The 21,520-nt window shown below is 36.0% G+C and carries 18 protein-coding genes and 1 pseudogene; 15 read left to right on the top strand and 4 right to left on the bottom strand.

Going from position 1 to position 21,520, the window contains the following annotated elements; genetic code table 11:
* Positions 1 to 76 precede the first annotated feature (76 nt).
* The 4 genes from H9636_RS09665 to H9636_RS09650 all read left to right on the top strand — a co-directional run bounded on the left by H9636_RS09665 (position 77) and on the right by H9636_RS09650 (position 6,032).
* Positions 77 to 1,987 (top strand): PrkA family serine protein kinase, encoded by a 1,911-nt coding sequence (locus tag H9636_RS09665; protein WP_225230163.1) that lies wholly within the window; start codon positions 77 to 79, stop codon positions 1,985 to 1,987.
* 156 nt (positions 1,988 to 2,143) lie between these two features.
* A complete protein-coding gene (gene yhbH, locus H9636_RS09660) occupies positions 2,144 to 3,307 on the top strand; it encodes a sporulation protein YhbH (protein WP_122971551.1) in 1,164 nt (387 codons plus the stop codon).
* 39 nt (positions 3,308 to 3,346) lie between these two features.
* Complete coding sequence (locus H9636_RS09655) at positions 3,347 to 4,747, top strand: SpoVR family protein (RefSeq protein WP_191707407.1); 1,401 nt, start codon at positions 3,347 to 3,349, stop codon at positions 4,745 to 4,747.
* Positions 4,748 to 5,102: 355 nt separating this feature from the next.
* Entirely contained in the window at positions 5,103 to 6,032 is a 930-nt protein-coding gene (locus tag H9636_RS09650) for an SDR family oxidoreductase (RefSeq protein ID WP_225230162.1), read from the top strand.
* An 80-nt stretch (positions 6,033 to 6,112) separates the two neighbouring features.
* Here H9636_RS09650 and H9636_RS09645 read toward each other — a convergent pair whose 3' ends face one another.
* Both H9636_RS09645 and H9636_RS09640 read right to left on the bottom strand, forming a co-directional pair.
* On the bottom strand, positions 6,113 to 7,744 hold the full coding sequence (locus tag H9636_RS09645; RefSeq protein ID WP_191707406.1) for a catalase: 1,632 nt from the start codon (positions 7,742 to 7,744) through the stop codon (positions 6,113 to 6,115).
* Positions 7,745 to 7,916: 172 nt separating this feature from the next.
* Complete coding sequence (locus tag H9636_RS09640; protein ID WP_191707405.1) at positions 7,917 to 9,578, bottom strand: ribonuclease J; 1,662 nt, start codon at positions 9,576 to 9,578, stop codon at positions 7,917 to 7,919.
* Positions 9,579 to 9,797: 219 nt separating this feature from the next.
* Between H9636_RS09640 and H9636_RS09635 the strand changes: the two genes are divergently transcribed.
* On the top strand, positions 9,798 to 10,499 hold the full coding sequence (locus H9636_RS09635; RefSeq protein ID WP_191707404.1) for a DUF421 domain-containing protein: 702 nt from the start codon (positions 9,798 to 9,800) through the stop codon (positions 10,497 to 10,499).
* Positions 10,500 to 10,643: 144 nt separating this feature from the next.
* Positions 10,644 to 11,333 carry a hypothetical protein gene (locus H9636_RS09630; RefSeq protein ID WP_191707403.1) on the top strand — a complete coding sequence of 230 codons (690 nt, stop codon included), beginning with the start codon at positions 10,644 to 10,646 and terminating at the stop codon, positions 11,331 to 11,333.
* Positions 11,334 to 11,385: 52 nt separating this feature from the next.
* Here H9636_RS09630 and H9636_RS09625 read toward each other — a convergent pair whose 3' ends face one another.
* Positions 11,386 to 11,880 (bottom strand): L,D-transpeptidase family protein, encoded by a 495-nt coding sequence (locus H9636_RS09625; protein WP_191707434.1) that lies wholly within the window; start codon positions 11,878 to 11,880, stop codon positions 11,386 to 11,388.
* Between the two features lie 179 nt (positions 11,881 to 12,059).
* Between H9636_RS09625 and H9636_RS09620 the strand changes: the two are divergent.
* Positions 12,060 to 12,940: pseudogene (locus H9636_RS09620) on the top strand (DMT family transporter).
* A 49-nt stretch (positions 12,941 to 12,989) separates the two neighbouring features.
* On the opposite strand, the gene H9636_RS09615 reads toward H9636_RS09620, so the two are convergent.
* Positions 12,990 to 13,571, bottom strand: a complete 582-nt coding sequence (locus tag H9636_RS09615) for a YitT family protein (RefSeq protein ID WP_191707402.1) — start codon at positions 13,569 to 13,571, stop codon at positions 12,990 to 12,992.
* A gap of 295 nt (positions 13,572 to 13,866) precedes the next feature.
* Between H9636_RS09615 and H9636_RS09610 the strand changes: the two genes are divergently transcribed.
* From H9636_RS09610 to H9636_RS09575, 8 genes are all read left to right on the top strand, one after another.
* Positions 13,867 to 14,601 carry a hypothetical protein gene (locus H9636_RS09610; protein WP_191707401.1) on the top strand — a complete coding sequence of 245 codons (735 nt, stop codon included), beginning with the start codon at positions 13,867 to 13,869 and terminating at the stop codon, positions 14,599 to 14,601.
* 64 nt (positions 14,602 to 14,665) lie between these two features.
* Positions 14,666 to 14,848 carry a gamma-type small acid-soluble spore protein gene (locus H9636_RS09605; RefSeq protein WP_191707400.1) on the top strand — a complete coding sequence of 61 codons (183 nt, stop codon included), beginning with the start codon at positions 14,666 to 14,668 and terminating at the stop codon, positions 14,846 to 14,848.
* A 101-nt stretch (positions 14,849 to 14,949) separates the two neighbouring features.
* On the top strand, positions 14,950 to 16,287 hold the full coding sequence (locus H9636_RS09600; protein WP_191707399.1) for a DUF2252 domain-containing protein: 1,338 nt from the start codon (positions 14,950 to 14,952) through the stop codon (positions 16,285 to 16,287).
* A gap of 111 nt (positions 16,288 to 16,398) precedes the next feature.
* Complete coding sequence (locus H9636_RS09595) at positions 16,399 to 17,100, top strand: arginase (protein ID WP_191707398.1); 702 nt, start codon at positions 16,399 to 16,401, stop codon at positions 17,098 to 17,100.
* Between the two features lie 57 nt (positions 17,101 to 17,157).
* A complete protein-coding gene (locus tag H9636_RS09590; RefSeq protein ID WP_191707397.1) occupies positions 17,158 to 17,397 on the top strand; it encodes a hypothetical protein in 240 nt (79 codons plus the stop codon).
* Positions 17,398 to 17,566: 169 nt separating this feature from the next.
* Entirely contained in the window at positions 17,567 to 18,715 is a 1,149-nt protein-coding gene (locus H9636_RS09585; RefSeq protein ID WP_191707396.1) for an acyl-CoA dehydrogenase family protein, read from the top strand.
* A 62-nt stretch (positions 18,716 to 18,777) separates the two neighbouring features.
* Positions 18,778 to 20,283, top strand: coding sequence for a class I adenylate-forming enzyme family protein (locus tag H9636_RS09580; protein WP_191707433.1), 1,506 nt, complete (start codon positions 18,778 to 18,780; stop codon positions 20,281 to 20,283).
* A 16-nt stretch (positions 20,284 to 20,299) separates the two neighbouring features.
* Positions 20,300 to 21,481 (top strand): acetyl-CoA C-acetyltransferase, encoded by a 1,182-nt coding sequence (locus H9636_RS09575; protein WP_191707395.1) that lies wholly within the window; start codon positions 20,300 to 20,302, stop codon positions 21,479 to 21,481.
* The last annotated feature ends 39 nt before the right edge of the window (positions 21,482 to 21,520 follow it).

Below are 21,520 nucleotides of genomic sequence, written 5' to 3'. Positions count from 1 at the left end.
GAAATAAAAATTATATTATCGAGTATCCGGTATCATTATCAGAATAACTTCATACATTGTTAAAAACACGCCCTGAATGGAGGTAAGAACTATCGATATTTTAAACAGGGTTCGACAATATAGAGAAGAAGAGGATAGCCTGAAATGGGAAGGTACATTTGCAGAATACTTAGAGATTGTTAGGGAAAGACCTGAAGTTGCTCAAACAGCGCATTCCCGAGTCTACAATATGATTAAAAGTGCTGGTTTAGCCGAAAGAGATGGGAAGAAAATGTACCATTTCTTTGGAAAAGAAATCTTTGGACTCGAAACAGCATTAGAAAGATTAGTGGAGGAATATTTCCACCCAGCAGCTAGAAGATTAGACGTTCGAAAAAGAATTCTTTTATTGATGGGGCCTGTTAGTGGAGGGAAATCCACCATTGTCACATTGCTAAAACGAGGGTTAGAGCAATATTCTAGGACTGAAGAAGGGGCAGTTTATGCCATTAAAGGATGTCCGATGCACGAAGATCCCCTTCATCTCATTCCGCATAATTTAAGGGAAGAGTTTTTTAAAGAATATGGAATACGTATTGAAGGAAGTTTATCTCCATTAAATACAATGCGTCTACAACAAGAATATGGTGGTCGTATTGAAGATGTCATGGTTGAGCGTATCTTTTTCTCCGAAGATAAACGGGTTGGTATCGGAACATTTACACCGTCAGATCCGAAGTCACAGGATATTGCGGATTTAACTGGAAGTATCGATTTTTCGACTATAGCAGAATATGGTTCTGAATCAGATCCACGGGCTTATCGTTTTGATGGGGAGCTTAATAAAGCAAATCGTGGAATGATGGAATTCCAAGAAATGCTGAAATTAGATGAGAAGTTTTTATGGCATTTATTATCTTTAACACAAGAAGGAAATTTCAAGGCAGGACGTTTTGCGCTCATTAGTGCAGACGAGCTCATTGTAGCCCATACAAATGAAACAGAATATCGTACTTTCATTTCCAATAAAAAGAACGAGGCATTACATTCAAGAATAATTGTCATGCCGATTCCGTATAATTTAAAAGTGTCAGAGGAAGAGCGCATATACGAAAAAATGATTCGAGAAAGTGATATGTCTCATGTTCATATCGCGCCCCATGCATTACGAGCAGCAGCGATTTTCTCTGTTTTAACGAGATTAGAGATTCCGAAAAAACAAGGTATCGACCTTGTGAAAAAAATGCGCTTGTATGATGGAGAAAGTGTTGAAGGATTTAACTCCGTTGATGTAGAGGAACTGAAGAAGGAATATCCAAATGAAGGTATGAACGGAATAGACCCTCGTTATATTATTAATCGAATTTCTTCTGCTATTATCCGAAAGGAAGTACCTTCGATTAATGCGTTAGATGTTTTACGATCTTTGAAAGACGGTTTAGATCAACATGCATCGATTTCTGAAGAAGACCGGGAAAAATATATGAATTACATTGCCATTGCCCGAAGAGAATACGATGAAATTGCGAAGAATGAAGTGCAAAAGGCATTTGTCTATTCCTATGAAGAATCTGCGAAAACATTAATGAATAATTATTTGGATAATGTAGAGGCATTTTGTAATAAAAATAAACTTCGCGATCCAATTACCGGTGAAGAGATGAATCCAGATGAAAAACTTATGCGTTCCATCGAAGAACAAATTGGTGTTTCTGAAAATGCAAAACGGGCTTTCCGAGAAGAGATTTTAATTCGACTTTCTGCTTTTGCTCGTAAAGGGAAACGATTTGATTACAATTCCCACGAAAGATTGCGAGAAGCGATCCAGAAAAAACTATTTGCTGATTTAAAAGACGTTGTGAAAATTACTACTTCATCTAAAACACCGGATGAGTCCCAATTGAAAAAAATAAATGAAGTCGTTGCAAGACTCATAGATGAACATGGCTATGATTCTAACTCTGCAAACGAATTATTAAGATATGTTGGAAGTTTATTAAATAGATAATATAAGGTATATATTCGAAGGAGTGTCCATAAAATTTAGGACACTCACTTATTTTTATTAAAATGTTGTGAAATATATCAGAAAATTCGCATATTATAAAAAAGTGATTTTCCCTTTTTGTAAAAATGGGAAATTTCAAAGATGGGTGAGGATAAAATGAGTGAAAATCAGAATCGAAACTTTGTCGTCTCTCAGGAAAATTGGTCACTCCATCGTAAAGGGTACCAAGATCAACAGCGACATATGGAAAAAGTAAAGGATGCAATCAAAAATAATTTGCCAGATTTAATTAGCGAAGAAAGCATTATTATGTCCAATGGTCGTGAAGTGATAAAAATACCAATTCGTTCATTAGATGAATATAAAATCCGTTATAACTATGGGAAATCAAAACATGTTGGTCAAGGTCAAGGAGATAGTCAAATTGGTGATGTGGTAGCCCGCGACGGTAAACCTGGAAATGAAGCACAAGGTCAAGGGAAAAAAGCTGGTGATCAACCAGGTAATGATTACTATGAAGCTGAAGTTAGTTTAGAAGACGTTCAAAATATGTTGTTCAAAGAATTAGAGCTTCCTAACTTAGAAAAGAAAGAGATGGCAGATATTACGACAGAAAAAATCGAGTTCAATGATATTCGTAAAAAAGGTTTAATGGGCAACATTGATAAGAAAAGAACGATATTAACAGCGATAAAACGGAACGCTATGAAGGGGAAAGCAGAAATTGCACCTATTCATAACGATGATTTACGCTTTAAAACTTGGGATGAAGTAACAAAACCGGAAACGAGGGCAGTCGTTCTTGCCATGATGGATACGAGCGGTTCAATGGGAAGTTTTGAAAAATTTTGTGCTCGTAGCTTTTTCTTTTGGATGACTCGATTTTTAAGAACGAAATATCAAACCGTTGAAATTGAATTTATTGCCCACCATACAGAGGCAAAAGTTGTAACGGAAGAAGAATTCTTTACTAAAGGGGAAAGCGGTGGGACAATTTGCTCCTCCGCCTATTCCAAAGCGTTAGAATTAATCGATGAGAAATATAGTCCTGTTCGCTACAATATTTATCCAGTTCATTTCTCGGATGGTGAAAATTTCTCAACAGATAATGAGAAATGCCTAAGACTAGTATCGGAGTTAATGGAACTTTCAAGTATGTTTGGCTACGGGGAAGTAAATCCAAATAATCGTTATTCCTCGCTAATGTCAACATTTAAGAAAATTGAAAATCCAAAGTTCCGCCATTACATTTTAAGACAGAAGAAGGATGTATATGAAGCATTAAAAAACTTTTTCCAAAAACAAGAAACGACTGTTTAGGAAAAAGTGCCCGAGAAATTTTTTACGGGAGGAGAAGGAATGGAAAAAGAGCTTCATAAAGCCATTGAAGAAATTACAGAAATTGCGATTGATTTCGGATTAGATTTTTTCCCTATGCATTATGAAATTTGTCCTGCTGATATCATTTATACAATAGGTGCATATGGAATGCCGACTCGTTTTTCCCATTGGAGTTTTGGAAAGCAATTTCATAAAATGAAGCTTCAATATGACTTAGGTTTAAGCCAAATTTATGAGCTAGTCATCAATTCTAATCCTTGCTATGCATTTTTACTTGATACGAATTCGTTAACTCAAAATAAATTAATCATTGCCCATGTATTAGCCCATTGTGACTTCTTTAAAAATAATGTGCGCTTTTCAAATACGAGGAGAGACATGGTCGAAAGTATGACTGCTACAGCAGAGCGAATTGCGAACTATGAAATGCTTTATGGAAAAGATGAAGTGGAGCAGTTTTTAGATGCTGTATTAGCTATACAAGAGCATATAGATCCTTCTATTGTAAGACCGAACTTATTAGACTATGAAGATGATATTGATGAAGATGAAATGATTGTATCTAAATCTCCTTATGATGATTTGTGGGATTTAGATAAAAAAGAAGAACCGAAGAAAACGGTTCGTTTTAAAAGAAAAAAATTCCCTCCAAAACCTGAAAAGGATTTACTCCTATTTATTGAAATGTATAGTCGGGAATTGGAAGAATGGCAAAGGGATATTTTAACGATGATGCGTGAGGAAATGTTGTATTTCTGGCCCCAACTAGAAACGAAAATTATGAACGAAGGCTGGGCTTCCTATTGGCATCAACGAATTATGAGGGAGTTAAATTTAACGACAGATGAAACGATTGAATATGCGAAATTAAATGCCGGTGTTGTGCAACCGTCCAAAACTTCCATAAACCCTTATTATTTAGGCTTGAAAATCTTTGAAGATATTGAAAAGCGTTATGACAATCCTACGGAAGAAATGAGAAGGATGGGTGTAAAGCCCGGTTCCGGTCGGGATAAAATATTTGAGGTTCGAGAAATTGAATCGGATCTTTCCTTTATCCGAAACTATTTGACGAAGGAATTAGTAGAACAAGAAGATATGTATTTGTTTGAGAAAAAAGGTTCCGACTATAAAATTACAGATAAAGATTATCGGAATGTAAGAGATCAACTCGTTTCGATGAGAGTAAACGGTGGTTTCCCTTATATCGTAGTAGAAAGTGGGGATTATTTAAGAAATGGCGAGTTATACTTAAAGCATGGTTATGAAGGAATGGAACTTGACCCCCATTATTTAGAAAATGTCCTTCCGTATATTTATCAACTGTGGGGCCGCCCCGTTCATTTGGAAACGTTTGTTGAACAAAAACCTGTACTCTATACGTATGACGGAAAAAGAAATTATCGCAAAGCATTATAAGAAAAAGCCCGTTAACTTAATGTTGACGGGCTTATTTTATAATCAAATGATAGGATAGTTCCATTCGCATCTTGGATTCACATAATACGGTGGCCTAAAGCTAATAGCAGGCAAGAGAAAGGGAACTTTATTGGATGCGTATTGAACCTTTACTTTTTCGTTAGAATAATTGATTAATAACTTATTTACTCCAGGGCAATGATGGGAATAAAACATAAAACGCCTCCTATAGATATTTATCCACATATTATTCTTATAAGTCTTTTTTAGTGAACTCAAATTTTATAAAGATAGGCACCCAATGGAAGTAGCTCACATAAAATGACCATAGTTTTACTTTTACTAGGAGGGTACTATGGAAAACAAAAGGAAAAAAGAATGTATGGACGGTGCATATCCCCTATATCCAAATTACGGAACAATTACGCGAGTGGAAGATATTCCAATAACAGTACCTGAGCAAAGACAATATCGACAACCAGGATTAGAACGGTTAATGGTGCCGAGACCGATTATTGAAAATCCCCAATATAAAGGATCGATGAAATTAAAAGACAAAGTGGCATTAATCACGGGTGGGGATAGTGGTATCGGGGCAGCAGTGGCGATAGCCTTTGCGAAAGAAGGAGCGGATGTAGCCATTGCTTACTTAGATGAACATGAAGATGCCCATCGTACGAAAAATAGAATTGAACAACTTGGCAGGCGTTGTTTACTATTACCCGGTGATTTGAGAAATAAAAAGCAATGTGAGTATATCGTGGAAAAGACAGTTGAAACTTTTGGAAAACTGAATATTTTATGTAATCATGTAGGGATTCAGTTTCAACAATTAAGCTTACTAGATATTACCGATGAACAGTTTGATGATACATTTAAAGTTAATATTTATTCCCACTTTTACACAACGAGAGCAGCATTACCCCATTTAAAAGCGGGAAGTTCCATTATTAATACAGCATCTGTTGTAGCATATGATGGCAATGAGGAACTAATTGATTATAGTGCGACGAAAGCTGCCAATGTTGGCTTTACTAGAGCGTTAGCTAATAACTTGGTAAAAAAGGGGATAAGAGTTAACGCGGTTGCTCCTGGTCGAATATGGACACCGTTGATTCCAGCTAGTTTTTCCGCTGATGCCGTGACGATTGCTGGTAATCCAATGCAACGACAAGGACAGCCTTTTGAATTAGCTCCCACTTACGTATATTTAGCATCTGATGATTCACGTTTTGTAACAGGGCAAACTCTGCATGTTAATGGCGGGCAATTTACAACTTCCTGATGTGAACGAAAAAATGCACAAATGTGATTTTGATCAGCATTTGTGCATTTTAATTTATTCAATAGAACAAGTTTTAAGCATTAATATGGATCAGCGTCGTGACCTTTGTCAACAGCATCTTTCACTGCTTGATCAGCTTCTTTTGCGCCAAGAGGATGTGGATTGAATTCTTTGCCGAATTCTTCTTTATTGTTCATGGATTTAGCTTTTTCAGCTAGTCCTTCTCTTAAGCGACGGCCGTATTCCTCATCTGCTTCATCGGCAAGTGCCATCATTTTATCTTGAATATCCTTTGGACAAAGCACAAGGTCGTTCACTAAATTGTTAATAAGCTCATCTTTTTCCCATTGTTCAAAACTGCGATATGTTTCGCCAGCTTGTTTTGTATTATCATTTCGTTCAATGGATTCGCGAACTAAATTCCCTTCAACTTTTGGTGTATATTCCTTGCCCACTTGTTGCGCTTCTTTTAAGCCACCCATACTGGAAGGTTCATAGTTCACGTGTAAATTTTGACCAGGAGCTTTATCGTTGTAGTAACGTAATTGTCCACCTTCTTGGTTTGTAGCAACACGTTTTTTCGCAGCGTTAATCGGTAGTTGTAAATAGTTAGCACCTACACGATAACGTTGTGTATCAGAATAAGAGAATGTTCTTCCTTGTAACATTTTATCGTCAGAGAAATCTAAACCATCCACAAGAACCCCTGTACCAAAAGCCACTTGTTCAACTTCATTGAAGTAGTTTTCTGGGTTTTTGTTTAATACCATTCGTCCTACTGGTAACCAAGGGAATTGATCATTTGGCCATAGTTTCGTATCATCTAGTGGGTCAAAGTCAAGTTCTGGATGTGGACCATCTTCCATAATTTGAACAAATAGTTCCCATTCAGGATAATCTCCACGTTCAATTGCTTCATATAAATCTTGAGTTGCATGATTGAAGTTTTTCGCCTGGATTTCTTCTGCTTCTTTCACCGTCAAGTTTTTAATTCCTTGTTTTGGTTCCCAATGATACTTAACTAAAACAGCTTTTCCTTCATTGTTTACCCATTTATACGTGTTAACACCGGAACCTTGCATCATTCGATAGTTAGCAGGGATTCCCCACGGTGAATAAACAAGAGTTACCATATGGAATGTTTCCGGAGAATTCGCACAAAAATCAAAGAATCGACGAGAATCTTGAATATTCGTAACAGGGTCTGGACGAAAAGCATGAATCATATCTGGGAACTTCATTGCGTCGCGAATGAAGAAAATTTTTAAGTTATTTCCTACTAAGTCCCAGTTGCCATCCTCTGTATAAAATTTAACTGCAAATCCACGCGGGTCGCGAACCGTTTCGGGGGAATGTAATCCATGAACTACTGTAGAGAATCGTACAAATACCGGCGTACGTTTTCCTTTTTCTTGGAACAATTTTGCGCGGGTATATTTTGAAACGGGTTCATTTCCCACTGTGCCATATGCTTCAAAATAACCATGAGCACCCGCTCCACGGGCGTGTACAATACGCTCTGGTACTTTTTCACGGTCAAAATGACTAATTTTCTCAATGAAATCATAATTCTCTAAAGTAGCGGGACCTCGGTTTCCAACTGTACGAATGTTTTGGTTATTTGTAATCGGGTGACCTTGCCTGTTTGTTAATGTACCATCGTCTTCAATATTTGTTTGATGTTTTTCTTGGTTGGAAGGGTCTTTTTCCATGAAATCTCATCCTTTCTTTTGGGCACCAATCAATGGTTCGGCACTATTTGGTGCTATTGTAAATTGAAAATTAACCATTACTATATTTGCCTATCCTGTATAAAAGTATTCGAACTGGATAGAGAAAGAATAAAAAAGTGTTGAATCGATAAAGCGATTCAACACTTTCAATTTAAATAGCAAGAATAATTGGTAAAATCATCGGCTTTTTCTTCGTTTTTTCTGACAAGAAAATACCTACTTCTTTCTTTATTGCCCGTTTCATACCGAGAATATTCGGATCTTTAAATGGGTCAACGGTTCGTTTAACAATTTCATTAATATCTTGTATTAGTTTTTCCGAATCTTTTGCATAAACAAAACCTCGTGAAATACAGTCAGGATCGGAAATACGATTGCCATCTTCTTTACTGATGGTTAATACAATAACAAGCATTCCTTCTTCCGAAAGTTGCTTACGATCCCGCAACACGATATCTACAATTTCATCATCGCCTACATTATCTACATACGTATCCCCAGCTGTGATTTTACGGGTTTGACGAGCTTCACCATATTCAATATCGACTACATCTCCGTTCCGAATAATGAACGTATTCTTTCTTTCAACACCTACTGCTTCAGCAAGTATTCGATGTAAATGGAGCATTCGATATTCCCCGTGAATCGGAATGAAATATTTCGGTTTCATTAAAGTAATCATTAGTTTTAAGTCTTCTTGATAGCCATGACCTGAAACATGCATCCCGGTAATACTAGAAGAACCATAAATGACCTTTGCTCCTAATTGGAATAGGTTGTCCACAATTTTCGAAACATCCTTCTCATTTCCGGGGATAGGTGATGCTGCAAAAATTACTGTATCATCCGGCAAAACTTTTACATCGCGATTGTTGTTTGTCGATAAGCGGGAAAGGGCAGCTAACGGTTCACCTTGGCTCCCTGTACATAAAACAACAACACGGTCAGGGGGATATTGTTTCACATCCCGCGCTTCAATAAGCATCCAGTCGGGGATTTCCACATATCCTCGCTCTTTCGCTACTTTTACTACATTCACCATGCTGCGGCCGAGTAATGCAAGTTTCCGATTCGTTTTAATAGCAGCATGTACAATTTGTTGAACTCGATTGACGTTGGAAGCAAAAGTAGAAATAATAATTTTTCCAGTTGCATTGGAAAAAGCTTCTTCAATATGCGAACCGACTTCATGTTCTGAAGGGGTTGAGCCAGGACGCTCAGCATTTGTACTTTCCGAAATGAGCATTAATACCCCTTCTTCACCAATTTTAGCCATTTTATGGATATCTGAGTATTGTTCATTAACAGGTGTTAAATCAAATTTAAAATCACCAGTATGAACGATATTTCCTTCAGGTGTATGGAATACAATCCCTAAACAGTCAGGAATACTATGACTTACTCTAAAAAAGCTAACTTGTATTTTACCAAAATCTAATTCGGATTCTGAATGAATCTCGATTAAAGTAGATTCCCTCAAAAGCTTGTGCTCTTTTAACTTTAGTTCGATTAACCCTAAAGTAAATCGAGTAGCATATATAGGGACATTTAATTTTTTTAAAAAATATGGAATCCCGCCAATATGGTCTTCATGTCCATGGGTTACTACTAGTCCTCGAATTTTATGTTGATTTTCCTGTAAATAACTTACATCCGGAATAATTAAATTAATACCTAATAAAGATTCATCGGCAAATTTTGCTCCGCAATCTACAATGACAAGATCGTCTCCATATTCGATGACATACATGTTTTTGCCGATTTCATTAATACCGCCTAAGGCAAAAATGGATAATGTATTTTTATCAGACAAACTGACCCCTCTTTTCAACGACTTTTACTATATTTAAGTATAGCTATAACATTGTGGTCCTATACGGAGAACAAATTAAAGGAAGGTATGACGATGAAAAAGTTAACGAATCATTTAAAAGGTCTTAATCATGTTTCCTCGTTTCGAGTATGGTTTGTATATTACTGGGATAAACGGTGAGAATAAAATAGAGAGTAAGCTTTTAAAGGAAGTGTCATATTGGAATTTTTTTATGGACAAGAATCATTAAAGGCAGTTCAATGGATATTAAGAGCAATTATTGCCTTTGTTTTTTTGTTTATTGCTGCGAAAATTATGGGGCATCGTTCCATTTCTCAACTTGGATTACTTGATTTTGCAATGGCAATTACGGTTGGAAATATTATCGCCCATCCATTATCAGATGAGGGATTGGGCATGGGTGGCTCGATGATTACAATGTCTGTTTTAATTATTTTATATATTGTATGTGTTTATTTAAGTCTTAAATGGATTTCTTTTAGACATTTTATTGAACCTACACCGTTACCGCTAATTGAAAATGGAAAAATCATTTCGAGAAACTTAACAAAAGCTAGAATATCTATTGACTATTTACTCGCAGAGTTACGGAAAGAAAAAATAGAAGAAATTCAAAAAGTTGCTTATGCCTTTTGGGAAGCAGATGGAACGATATCAAGTTTCCTTTATCCTGAAAATCAGTCTTTAACTCAGAAGGATATGAATATGCCCCAGCAGACATTCTCTTTACCAGTCGTTATTATTAAAGAGGGAAAAATCGATTTTCATCAACTAAATCATTTACCACAAAATGAAGAGTGGTTAAAAAATGCTATATTTTCAACCTATAAAGTAGATATTCAAGATGTATTATTAGCCACAATTGATCAACAAAATAACTTGCAAGTTTATTTATATTGAAGTGCATGATCGAAATAGAATCCTTTCCATTGGATTCTATTTTTTTATGTTTTTCTACTAAAAAGAGAATGAAATGAAATGTTCCGGAATACTATTTTTATAACTACTAGAAAACTTAAAAACTAGAAGAATGGGGTGAGAAAGTTGTTCCAGTTATTTTTATTATTATTAGAAGTTATCTATTTATTTTTAGCATTCAAAACTGGTAAAACACTCTTTTTTATCATTGCTGTTGGGCTAGGTTTTTGGTGGCTATATGAATTAAATAAAGATGTTCGGAAACGCAATGAAGCATTACTAGATGAAACAATTGACCAGGTAGAACAGTACCCTCATACTCGTTATATTGTATCTGCTGACTATTTAAATGCTCTAATGATTGACGAATATTCAAATACAGTACGAATATTGGAAAGGGAAGACATCGATTTTGAATTTGAAAAAAAGGAGTACCATTTTCAAGAAATATTTGAAATCGCGATCGTAGAGGATAATAAAAATGTTGCACTAACATCAAAGGGCGGTGTACACGGGTGGTCGTTAATTGATGGTGGTGCAAAAATCGATGTCCATGTAAATGAGATGGAAGATTCAGTAGAAAAACAGGATAAAGAAGTAAAAAAATTAATGCTTAAAATGGTAGTCGATGATTTATCTAATCCGATAGTAGAGTACGTTTTTTTAGACAATAAACAGGCAATTCCAAAGGATTTGGACGAATATAAAGATATTTTTAAAGAATGTCAAAAATGGTATCAAAAAATTAGTTTGATTATAAAGCGGAATGATGTAGAAAAGGATAGAAATGACATGGTCATAAAGGGATGGACCTAGTCAATTTTGTGTGCTTGCAGTAATGCAAGTTTTTTTATGCAGTATAAAATCGTTACGGATGGATTGTCACGGGAGTTCCAATTGGAATGGTTCTAGCCAATTCTTCAACATCTTCGTTGTACATCCGAACACATCCTCGTGAAACAGCCTTACCAATTGAACTCGGATCGTTTGTACCGTGAATGCCGTAGCTTTGTTTCGATAAACTCATCCACATCGTTCCATATGGGCCTCCGGGATTCGGAGCTTTATTAATAATAATAAAATTCCCAATCGGCGTCTCGTATAACATTCTACCAACCGCTATTGGATATTGTTTTTGAAGAACACCTTCTCGAAATAGTTTTAGCCAACGACCATTAATGGACACTTCAATTCGATAAGGGAGTGTATTCGGATCAGGAAAGCCGGGTATTTCAATCAATTGTCCTACGTTAATAACGTTTGGATTAATATTCGGGTTGGCTTGAATAATGGCAGACAAGGGTGTTCGATAATCTAAAGAAATTTGATTTAACGTTTCCCCGCTCTTAACCGTATGAAGCAGTGTAATCATCTCCGTTCAAAAATAATCATCTTTCTATTCTATGCACCATTGCTCAGCAAAAAATATGTATCGCAAATATTTAATAATAGGAAGAGTTGTTTAATATAAAAAAATATTCAAATTTATTTTTCGTTTGTTTATAATGGTATTTATTTATACATAGATGAATGGAGGCCGACATGCGAAAATACATTGGAGAATTAATGCTTTGTATAACAGCAATCATATGGGGAAGTGGTTTTGTCGTTAGTGCCATATCCCTCGATCACTATACCCCTTATCAAGTATTAGCTGGTCGTTTTTTAGTTGGTTTTGTTATATTAAGTATTATTTTTTATAAGAAGTTGAAAGGGATCGATATGGGAGTTATTAAAAAAGGATTTATATTAGGATTCTTTTTATATGTGGCATTCGCTTTACAAACGGTGGGTCTGCAATTTACAACACCTTCTAAAAAGCTTTTTTAACTGCAGTAAATGTTGTGATTGTTCCATTTATCGCATTTCTCTCTTACAAAAGAAAAATCGATAAGTTCGAATTAACAGGTGCCATTTTAGCGATTATTGGAATTGGTTTCCTATCATTACAATTATCAGCGGATCTTAATATCGGTGATCTTTTAACATTAGGTTGTGCTGTGGCATTTGCCTATCAAATTTTTTACACTTCCAAATATGTAAAGGATGAAGATCCGATTACATTAACGATTATCCAAATGTTTGTTGCAAGCTTTCTAGCATGGATCGTTGTTTTATTTAAAGGGGAAGTTCATTTTTCAATGGAAGTAGAAGCAGTATCTTCTATTGTCTATTTAGCAGTATTTTCTACAACAATTGCTTACCTGTTCCAAACGATTGCGCAAAAGTTTACAAATGAAACGAAAACGGCCATTATTTTATCAACGGAATCTTTTTGGGGGATGGTTTTTTCGGTACTCCTTTTAAATGAAGTGTTAACGATGAGAATGATGATTGGTGCTATTTTAATTCTTTGTGCGATTATTATTTCCGAAACAAAGTTGTCCTTTCTTAAAAGAAAGCAAGTTGAAAAGTTAACGTAAAGCGGGATGTCTCTTTAGATAGAGGCATTTTTTTATTTGGCATAAATGCTTAAGAATGTTTTTCAAGGTGTCGACGACTTGTCATCATACTTGTTGTTATCCCAACGATAAATATTGTAACAATGGATAAAAGTAATGTACTTGTAGAGATAAATATTCCACCTAATCCAACAACTGCCGCATCAATAAAAAAGATAACAATCCCAACATTCATTGCCATTTTATCGGCGATAAATTGGGCTAATAAGTCTGTCCCACCTGTACTTGTTTTAAAACGTAACATGAGACCAATGCCTAAGCCTACAAGAATCCCACCTATTATTGAACTGATGAGGGGATCTAAATGAATCATGGAACGCAATGGTTTAAACAGATCGATAATAAGGGAAGATATCAATAAGCCATGAAGGCTATTGTAAAAATAATTTTTGTATTTAAACCAAGCTAAAATAAAAATGGGAATACTTAAAATAATAATCATTAAACCAATTTTCAAATGAAATAAATAATGGGTAATTAATGAAAGTCCGATAATTCCACCGTCTAATATTTCATAAGGAGTTAAAAAAACATTAATTCCAAAGGATAAAAAAATACTTCCAACTACAATGGCTATTCCTTTCCGTATCATGTAATTCTCCTCGCAAAATGGACATGCATTATTTTATGAGAAGGTTCGGCGGAAAATGTATAGACTCCATCTTTATATTCAATAATTTGTAGTATGAAACAGTACAATGAACATTTATCCATAGAGCAATCTTCAAAATGTTATTTCAAAATACTGGGTATGTACTTGAAAGCCTTTTGATTCTGGCATATCACGAGTTGAGTAAATTATACAAAAGAAAAATAATTAATTGCACTCATAATAAAACAGATAATTGCCATGATAAGCACATAACATTTTTGGAGGTGTTTTTGACATGCAAAACAATAGTGGAAATGGTAAGCGATTCACATCAGCTGGTACTGATATTAATGAAGTAAAGCGCCAAAATGCCCAAGGTTCTTCTGGATCTACATTTGGTACGGATCCGCAAAAGGTAAAAGAAGAAATTGCTCAAGAAGCAGGGCCATTTGCTTTTGGTAAAACAGGTCAAGCTGGTCAAGCGGGAAGTCAATCTTTCAGTAACCCATCAATTGGAACAAACCCACAAAAAGTAAGAGAAGAAATCGCTCAAGAAGCAGGACCATTTGCTTTCGGTAAAACAGGTCAAGCTGGTCAAGCTGGTCAAGCAGGGCAACAATCTTCTTTCAATAACCCATCAATTGGGACAAACCCACAAAAGGTAAGAGAAGAGATTGCTCAAGAAGCAGGACCATTTGCTTTCGGTAAAACAGGTCAAGCAGGGCAACAATCTTCTTTCAGTAATCCATCAATTGGGACAAATCCTCAAAAGGTGAGAGAAGAAATTGCTCAAGAAGCAGGACCATTTGCTTTCGGTAAAACAGGGCAAGCTGGTCAAGCAGGGCGCCAATCTTCTTTCAGTAATCCATCAATTGGGACAAATCCACAAAAAGTAAGAGAAGAAATCGCTCAAGAAGCAGGACCATTTGCTGGGTCAGGATCAGCTGGAAATCAAACTGTTGCAGGAACTGATATTAATGAAGTAAAACGTCAAAACCAACAAGCAGAACAAGGTAAGAAAAAGTTCTAGTTTGTATAAAACGCCTCTTTATGGGGCGTTTTTTTCATCATTAATTGTTATGTGAGGTGATTAGATGGAAAAGCGTTTAACTGTTGCAGGTACAGATATAGAAGAAGTGAAAAGAAAAAATGCAGCATCAGGTATGTCTTATAAAGAAGTATTGGAATGGTTAGCAAAGACAGGTGGGCATAATACGAAGCAATACAGCGATACGAACATTGATCAGGTCAAAAAGAACATTCATCCCCACATGTAAGATGTTATTTCAGAGCCCTTCTGGGTTCTTTTTTATTTTTAAAATTCAATTTAATTAGTTCCAAATAATGGCTATAATTGGAATAGAAAGAGGGGATTTTAATGGAAGCATTGTTAAGCCGCGTGAAAAACACGAGGGAAGTTTTACGAAAACAGGTCATTGATACCGTTTTGAATGAATTCGATGAACAATGTATGGCCCTAAATGATGAAAAAAGAAAAATGAAGTATGCAAAAATGATGGAAAGTCCATTCCGCTTTTTTAGGGGGAGTGCTTATTTATTTTATTATGATATGACAAAAATTCCATTTTCCTTTCATACAAATATCGATAAACCGACTTGGATTCAAGGTGACTTACATATGGAGAACTTTGGTGCTTTTCAAAACGAAGAAGGTGAAATTGTTTATGATGTGAATGACTTTGATGAAGGATACATAGGTTCTTATTTATATGATCTTTTACGTATGTCCGTAAGCATTGCATTATCTTGTGAAACCCAAGGACTTTCTACTATTGAGCAACAAAAGCGAATAAAAAATTATTTAGCTGCCTATTACCAGCAATTAAAACGATTTAAAAAAGAAAAGGATGATCCGTTTCATTTAACTTTCACTGAACAAAATACAAATGGTCCTGTCAAAAAAGTTTTAAAAAAACTTGGAAAAAGACAGCGGGATCATTTATTAAAAGACATTACCTACATTAATGAAGAGGGAAAACGGGTATTCTCTTGGTCAGATGAAATTGAACCGGTTTCTTTTGAAGAAAGTACAATGCTTAAAAGGTTGACGGAAAACTATTTCCATTCCATTGATAACGAAAATAAAAAAAATTTCTCCTTTTATACGATTAAAGATATTGCTAGAAAACATGGAACAGGGACAGCTTCTATTGGATTAGATCGATATTACATTTTAATTGAAGGGGAGAAAGATGCGAACGGGGTGGATGATTTAGTTCTTGAAGTAAAGGAAGTTCGTGCACCAATTCCAGCTTACTTTTTACCATATCGTAAACAATTCTGGGAAAAGTTTAATCATCAAGGAAAACGGGTAGTAGCTACACAAAAAGCAATGCACCATTTAGAAGACCCATATCTTGGGTATTTGACAATAGACGGTCGTGAGTTTTATGTTCGGGAACGTTCACCTTATAAAAAGAAAGTGAAAATAACCTCGCTCTTAACGGCAGAAGATTTCGATGCAACCGTAAAAATTATGGGAAAAATTACGGCCAAAATTCATGCCCGAGCAGATGTCGATACCGAAAAGGAATTGTTTTCCTATGAAAGTGAAGAAGAAATTTTAAAAGCAATAGGTGAAGATTTTGAGCTGTTTTGCAATCAAATCATCTTTGTCTCTATTGCTTATAAAGAACAAGTCAATCATGATTATCATCTTTTTTGCTCATGGGTATCAGACAAGTGGAATGGTTAAAAAGGGTTGTTCGATTATTTGAAATCGAGTTTTTTTAAAATTAAGATTGATATAGTAGGCTCATATCATAATAGGAGCTTACTAATCAATATTGATTTTGAGGTGATAGAATTGGCAAGTAGCTTATTATCCATTGATTGGGACTATTTTATTTCCACAAAAAATCAAAATATTGTATCATTCGTTGAAAATAAACGAACCATATTAGACGACTGGTATAAACGTTATATACAGGCAAAAAATAAAGGAGTCAATTTACAAAGATTATATCAACTTTCCGAAGAAACGAAGACTTTTTGGCGCAAAATTAAAAAAATATTTCATTTTGATGATGGCATTCAAGTTTTCGTTTCGGATTCCCATGCACTATCTTATGATCTTGTGAAAAAGTATCAATGTAACGAAGTATATCTTTTCGATGCCCATTCTGACTTAGGGTATGGGGGACTACCTTCTTTAAAGTTTGACGTCAATTGTGCCAATTGGTTAGGTAAACTATTACATGAACATGTAATTGACAAGGCGAACATTGTGTATAGTCCGTACACTTTAGAAGAACCATCACTTTTTAAGGAAATCAACCGTTTATATAATGTAAACTATTTAAAATTTAATGATATCCAAAGGGAAATAAAAATACGTGCCATTCATATTTGTCGTTCTGGTGCATGGAGCCCGCCATGGTTTGATGAAACATTCATTGAATTCATAAATAGTTTAGGTTTACCATACGTAACAAAGGATTGCCCTATTCGAAAATGGAATCCAAATAATATGAGCTTTTCCGAGCAGTTAACCTATTTAATGGCTTAATCCTTTGGAATAATTTATCGGGATTCACCCACACTAAGTAAAAAGGAGTGAGTGTTTATGAGTAAAGAAAGAGATTCCTTACCTGAATCTAAAAAAGTGTTTGAGGATTTACCAGTGACAGATAAGCCTGATATGGTGGATTCAGAGAGTATTAGTCTTTTTGATTTACATGAAGATATGCAAACTGTAGATGCGATTCCGGTACAAGAATTAAATAAACGAGTAAAAACAGAAGATGATGAATTAATTACAGAAGTATTTAGAAAAGAATCACCTGATGAGAAAAAACATAGTTAATAAAAAGTGCCGCCTAAAATAGGTGGCACTTTTTTGTATTCTCTTTTATGTTAAGAAATTCTCGAAAAATATTATAATTTCTATCACCTGTTATTGAATAGTTCGCTAGGCATTGATAAAATTTAATTATATTTTCAGAAAAATCCAACAACTGATTGGGGAGAGCGAGATGTCTGGAGATTTTTTTACGGAAGAACATGAAATGTTTCGTCGTTCTTTAAGAAAAATGTTAGAAAAAGATGCTTATCCATATTTTGAAGAATGGGAACATAAAAGGGAAGTACCAAGATGGTTTTGGTCAAAGTTAGGGGAACAGGGATATTTATGTCCAATGGTAAGTGAAACATATAGTGGATTAGGTCTTGATTTTGGCTATTCCATGATTCTAGCAGAAGAGTTAGAACGGGTAGGTGCTGGGCTTGCCAGTGGTATAGTTCTACATTCCGACATCGTTATACCGTATATTGAACAATACGGAACGGAGGATCAAAAGAAAAGATGGCTTCCCAAAAGTATAACAGGAGAGTTCATTTCTGCTATTGCGATGACTGAGCCAGGAGCAGGTTCTGATTTAGCAGGTATTCAAACAACTGCTTATCGACAAGGGGATTTTTATATATTAAATGGCGAAAAAACATTTATTACAAATGGCATCAACGCTGATTTTGTCGTCGTTGTTTGTAAAACGGATCCAAACGCCAATCCGCCCCATAGAGGTATCAGTTTAATTGTTGTAGAGAAAGATACCCCAGGTTTTAAACGAGGGAAAAAGTTGAATAAGATCGGAATGCATTCATCGGATACAGGTGAACTCATTTTCGAAGATGCAAAAGTACCAGCCGAAAATTTGCTTGGGGAAGAAGGAAAAGGATTTTATTATTTAATGGATAAATTGCAACAGGAACGCCTATTAGTAGCCATCGAAGTTCAAGTGGAAGCGGAGGAGATGTTCCGTATAACGAAGGAATATGTCAAATCTCGAAAAGCTTTTAACCGTACAATTGCTGATTTTCAAAATACACAATTTAAATTAGCGGAAATGGCTACGGAAATTGATATTGGACGGAACTACATTCATACATTAGTAGCAAAACATATTGCAGGAGAAAAATTAGTAAAGGAAGTTTCAATGGCGAAATGGTGGATAAGTGAGATGGCAAAAAAAGTTGCTGCCGAATGTCTTCAGCTTCATGGGGGTTACGGTTATATGGAAGAATATGAGATTGCTAGACGATTTAGAGATATTCCGGTGGCGGCGATTTATGCCGGTACGACAGAAATTATGAAGGGGATCATTGCAAAGGAAATCTTGAAATAACATAAAAGGTACCTTTATGGATTAGGGGATATACGGATTGTTTACAAATGATAACAGGGGGAATGGGTATGTTTATTACGGAGGTACTAGCACAACATGCAATGGATAAGCCACATGCATCGGCAATTGAATTTGAAGGCAATCGATGGACTTATCAGGAGCTATTAAATAATGCTCAGAAAATAGCAGGTTATTTGCAACAGCAAGGGTATAAAAAAGGAGATATTGTTGCCCAATTTATGCTTAATTCAGACTTGTTTATGGCTGTCTATTATGGGGTGCAGCTTGCAGGATTGACGATTATGCCGATTAATACAAAGCTTGCACCACCTGAAGTAGAATATATTTTTATGCATTCAGAGGCAAAGGTACTGATTTTCGATGAAAAAATTGAAGAAACAATCAAAAATTCTACTTATAACTTTAAAGAAACAATCGATTTATCCAAAATACGTGAAATACTTCAAGCTGATTCTGTTCAATATGAACCCGTTTCATTACAAGGAAACGATACTTCAGTCGTTATGTACACATCAGGAACGACTGGTAAACCAAAAGGAGTTATGCTTTCCCATCAGAACGTTTATGAAACGGCCGCCATTTGGTCTGAATCGATGAACATGACAAAAGAAGACCGGATGTATATTTGTACGCCTCTTTTTCATTGTGCAGGTAGTCATGTATTTGCTGTACCAACAATGTATAAAGGCGGTACGGTAGTAATTGAAGAAGCATTTTCACCAAGCCGTTCATTGAAAAAGTTAGTTGAAACAAAAGCATCTATCTTCTTTGGAGTTCCGGCGATGTATACGATTTTATTAAACATGCCGGAGTTGAAGAATTACCATTTCGAACATTTACGACTATTTTGCTATGGAGCGGCACCGATGCCCTATGAACTAGTAAAACGGTTAAAAGACACTTTCCCTAAAGTTAAAGTTCAAAATTTGTACGGACAAACGGAGAATTCGCCGGCAGCCTCATCGTTAACAGATGAATATGCATTACAGAAAATTGGTTCTGTAGGCAAACCATTAACCCGTACACAAATTAAAATTGTGGATTCATATGGAGAAGAAGTGGCAGTAGGCGAGGTAGGAGAAATTTGTGTAAAAGGTCCTCAAGTGATGAAAGGTTACCTTCATAATCCGGAGGAGACATCGCATACGATTAAAAATGATTGGCTATATTCGGGTGATTTAGGTCGCTTCGATGAAGAAGGTTTTTTATACATTGTAGACCGAAAGAAAGATATGATCATTCGCGGTGGTGAAAATATTTATCCAATCGAAGTGGAGGAAGTATTATATCAAATTCCACAAGTGTTAGAGGCGGCTATTGTTGGTGTACCCCACGAAGTGTATGGGGAAGTACCGAAAGCATTTGTTGTATTGAAAGAGGGTCAATCCGTTTCTGAAGAAGAAATCATAACTTACTGTAGTACACAGCTGGCAAAATATAAAGTACCGATAGAAGTGGAATTTTTAGAACAATTACCTCGTAATGCCTCGGGGAAAGTATTGAAACATACGTTAAGACCGCAAGTAAGTAAAGCAACTCATCTATAAATGGAGGGGATATAGGATGGAGAATGTTTATATAGTAGATGGTGCACGTACTGCTTTTACATCTTTTGGAGGTTCTTTTTCAAAAGTCGATGCAGTGGAACTTGGAACATCCACGGCAGTGGAAGCATTAAAAAGATCCAATGTGCGACCGGAGCAAATCGATCATGTTATCTATGGTAGTGTCATTGCATCTAATGTAAATGCTTCCTACTTAGCGCGACACATCGGGTTAAAAGCGGACGTTCCAAAGGAAGTTCCTGCACTCACTTTAAATCGATTATGCGGTTCGGGGATGCAATCGATTGTGACAGCAGCTCAACATATATTATTAGGAGAAGGGAACATCATTCTAGCCGGTGGCACAGAAAACATGTCCCAAGCTCCATATGCGAATTTTGAACAGCGATTCAATGGATCCAAAATGGGCAATTTACAATTTATCGATATGCTGCAAGCTACATTAACAGATCAATATACTGGCTCAGGTATGGGAATGACAGCAGAAAAACTAGCTGAAATGTATAGCATATCCCGGGAAGAACAAGATGAATTTGCCCTCCTTTCCCATCAAAGAGCATCCCAGGCGCGGGAAGCGGGTTACTTTAAAGAAGAAATTGTGCCTGTCACTGTTCATTCAAAGAAACGGGAAACTTCCATTGAGGTAGATGAGCATATAAAAGAGAATACGAACATAGAAAGTTTATCGACACTTCGACCAGCCTTTAAAAAAGATGGAACAGTTACTGCCGGTAATTCGTCAGGAATTAATGATGGTGCAGCTTCTATTGTAGTAGCAAGTGGAAAAGCTATAAAAGAAAATGCCCTTCAACCTATAGCTCGAATTGTTTCGTGGGGTGTTGCAGGTGTTGACCCTTCCATAATGGGGATTGGTCCAGTACCAGCGATAAAACTTGCTCTACAGCGGGCGAACTTAACGTTACATGATATAGATTTAGTCGAAGTTAACGAAGCATTTGCAGCTCAGTTTTTAGCTGTGGAAAAAGAACTCGGATTAAATCGCGAAATAACGAACGTAAATGGAGGCGCTTTAGCATTAGGTCATCCAGTAGGTGCGAGTGGTACACGTATTATTTTAGCAGCTGCGTATGAATTAAAACGACGTGGCGGGAAGTATGCTGTCGCTAGCCTTTGTATCGGCGGCGGACAAGGAATTGCGTTAGTTATTGAAGCGGTATAACCGTTTAAAGTGCTAGTTAAATCCGACTAGCACTTTTAT

Origin of the sequence: Ureibacillus galli (genome assembly GCF_014836845.1) — a bacterium.
Lineage (GTDB): Bacteria > Bacillota > Bacilli > Bacillales_A > Planococcaceae > Ureibacillus > Ureibacillus galli.
This window is presented reverse-complemented; position numbering and strand designations above follow the sequence as displayed.

Coding starts and splice junctions, on each gene's coding strand:
- H9636_RS09665 (WP_225230163.1), top strand. CDS start 77: ATGGAGGTAAGAACTATCGATATTTTAAACAGGGTTCGACAATATAGA.
- H9636_RS09615 (WP_191707402.1), bottom strand. CDS start 13,571: ATGATACGGAAAGGAATAGCCATTGTAGTTGGAAGTATTTTTTTATCC.
- H9636_RS09575 (WP_191707395.1), top strand. CDS start 20,300: ATGGAGAATGTTTATATAGTAGATGGTGCACGTACTGCTTTTACATCT.
- H9636_RS09600 (WP_191707399.1), top strand. CDS start 14,950: ATGGAAGCATTGTTAAGCCGCGTGAAAAACACGAGGGAAGTTTTACGA.
- H9636_RS09610 (WP_191707401.1), top strand. CDS start 13,867: ATGCAAAACAATAGTGGAAATGGTAAGCGATTCACATCAGCTGGTACT.
- H9636_RS09605 (WP_191707400.1), top strand. CDS start 14,666: ATGGAAAAGCGTTTAACTGTTGCAGGTACAGATATAGAAGAAGTGAAA.
- H9636_RS09585 (WP_191707396.1), top strand. CDS start 17,567: ATGTCTGGAGATTTTTTTACGGAAGAACATGAAATGTTTCGTCGTTCT.
- H9636_RS09590 (WP_191707397.1), top strand. CDS start 17,158: ATGAGTAAAGAAAGAGATTCCTTACCTGAATCTAAAAAAGTGTTTGAG.
- H9636_RS09580 (WP_191707433.1), top strand. CDS start 18,778: ATGGGTATGTTTATTACGGAGGTACTAGCACAACATGCAATGGATAAG.
- yhbH (WP_122971551.1), top strand. CDS start 2,144: ATGAGTGAAAATCAGAATCGAAACTTTGTCGTCTCTCAGGAAAATTGG.
- H9636_RS09650 (WP_225230162.1), top strand. CDS start 5,103: ATGGAAAACAAAAGGAAAAAAGAATGTATGGACGGTGCATATCCCCTA.
- H9636_RS09655 (WP_191707407.1), top strand. CDS start 3,347: ATGGAAAAAGAGCTTCATAAAGCCATTGAAGAAATTACAGAAATTGCG.
- H9636_RS09645 (WP_191707406.1), bottom strand. CDS start 7,744: ATGGAAAAAGACCCTTCCAACCAAGAAAAACATCAAACAAATATTGAA.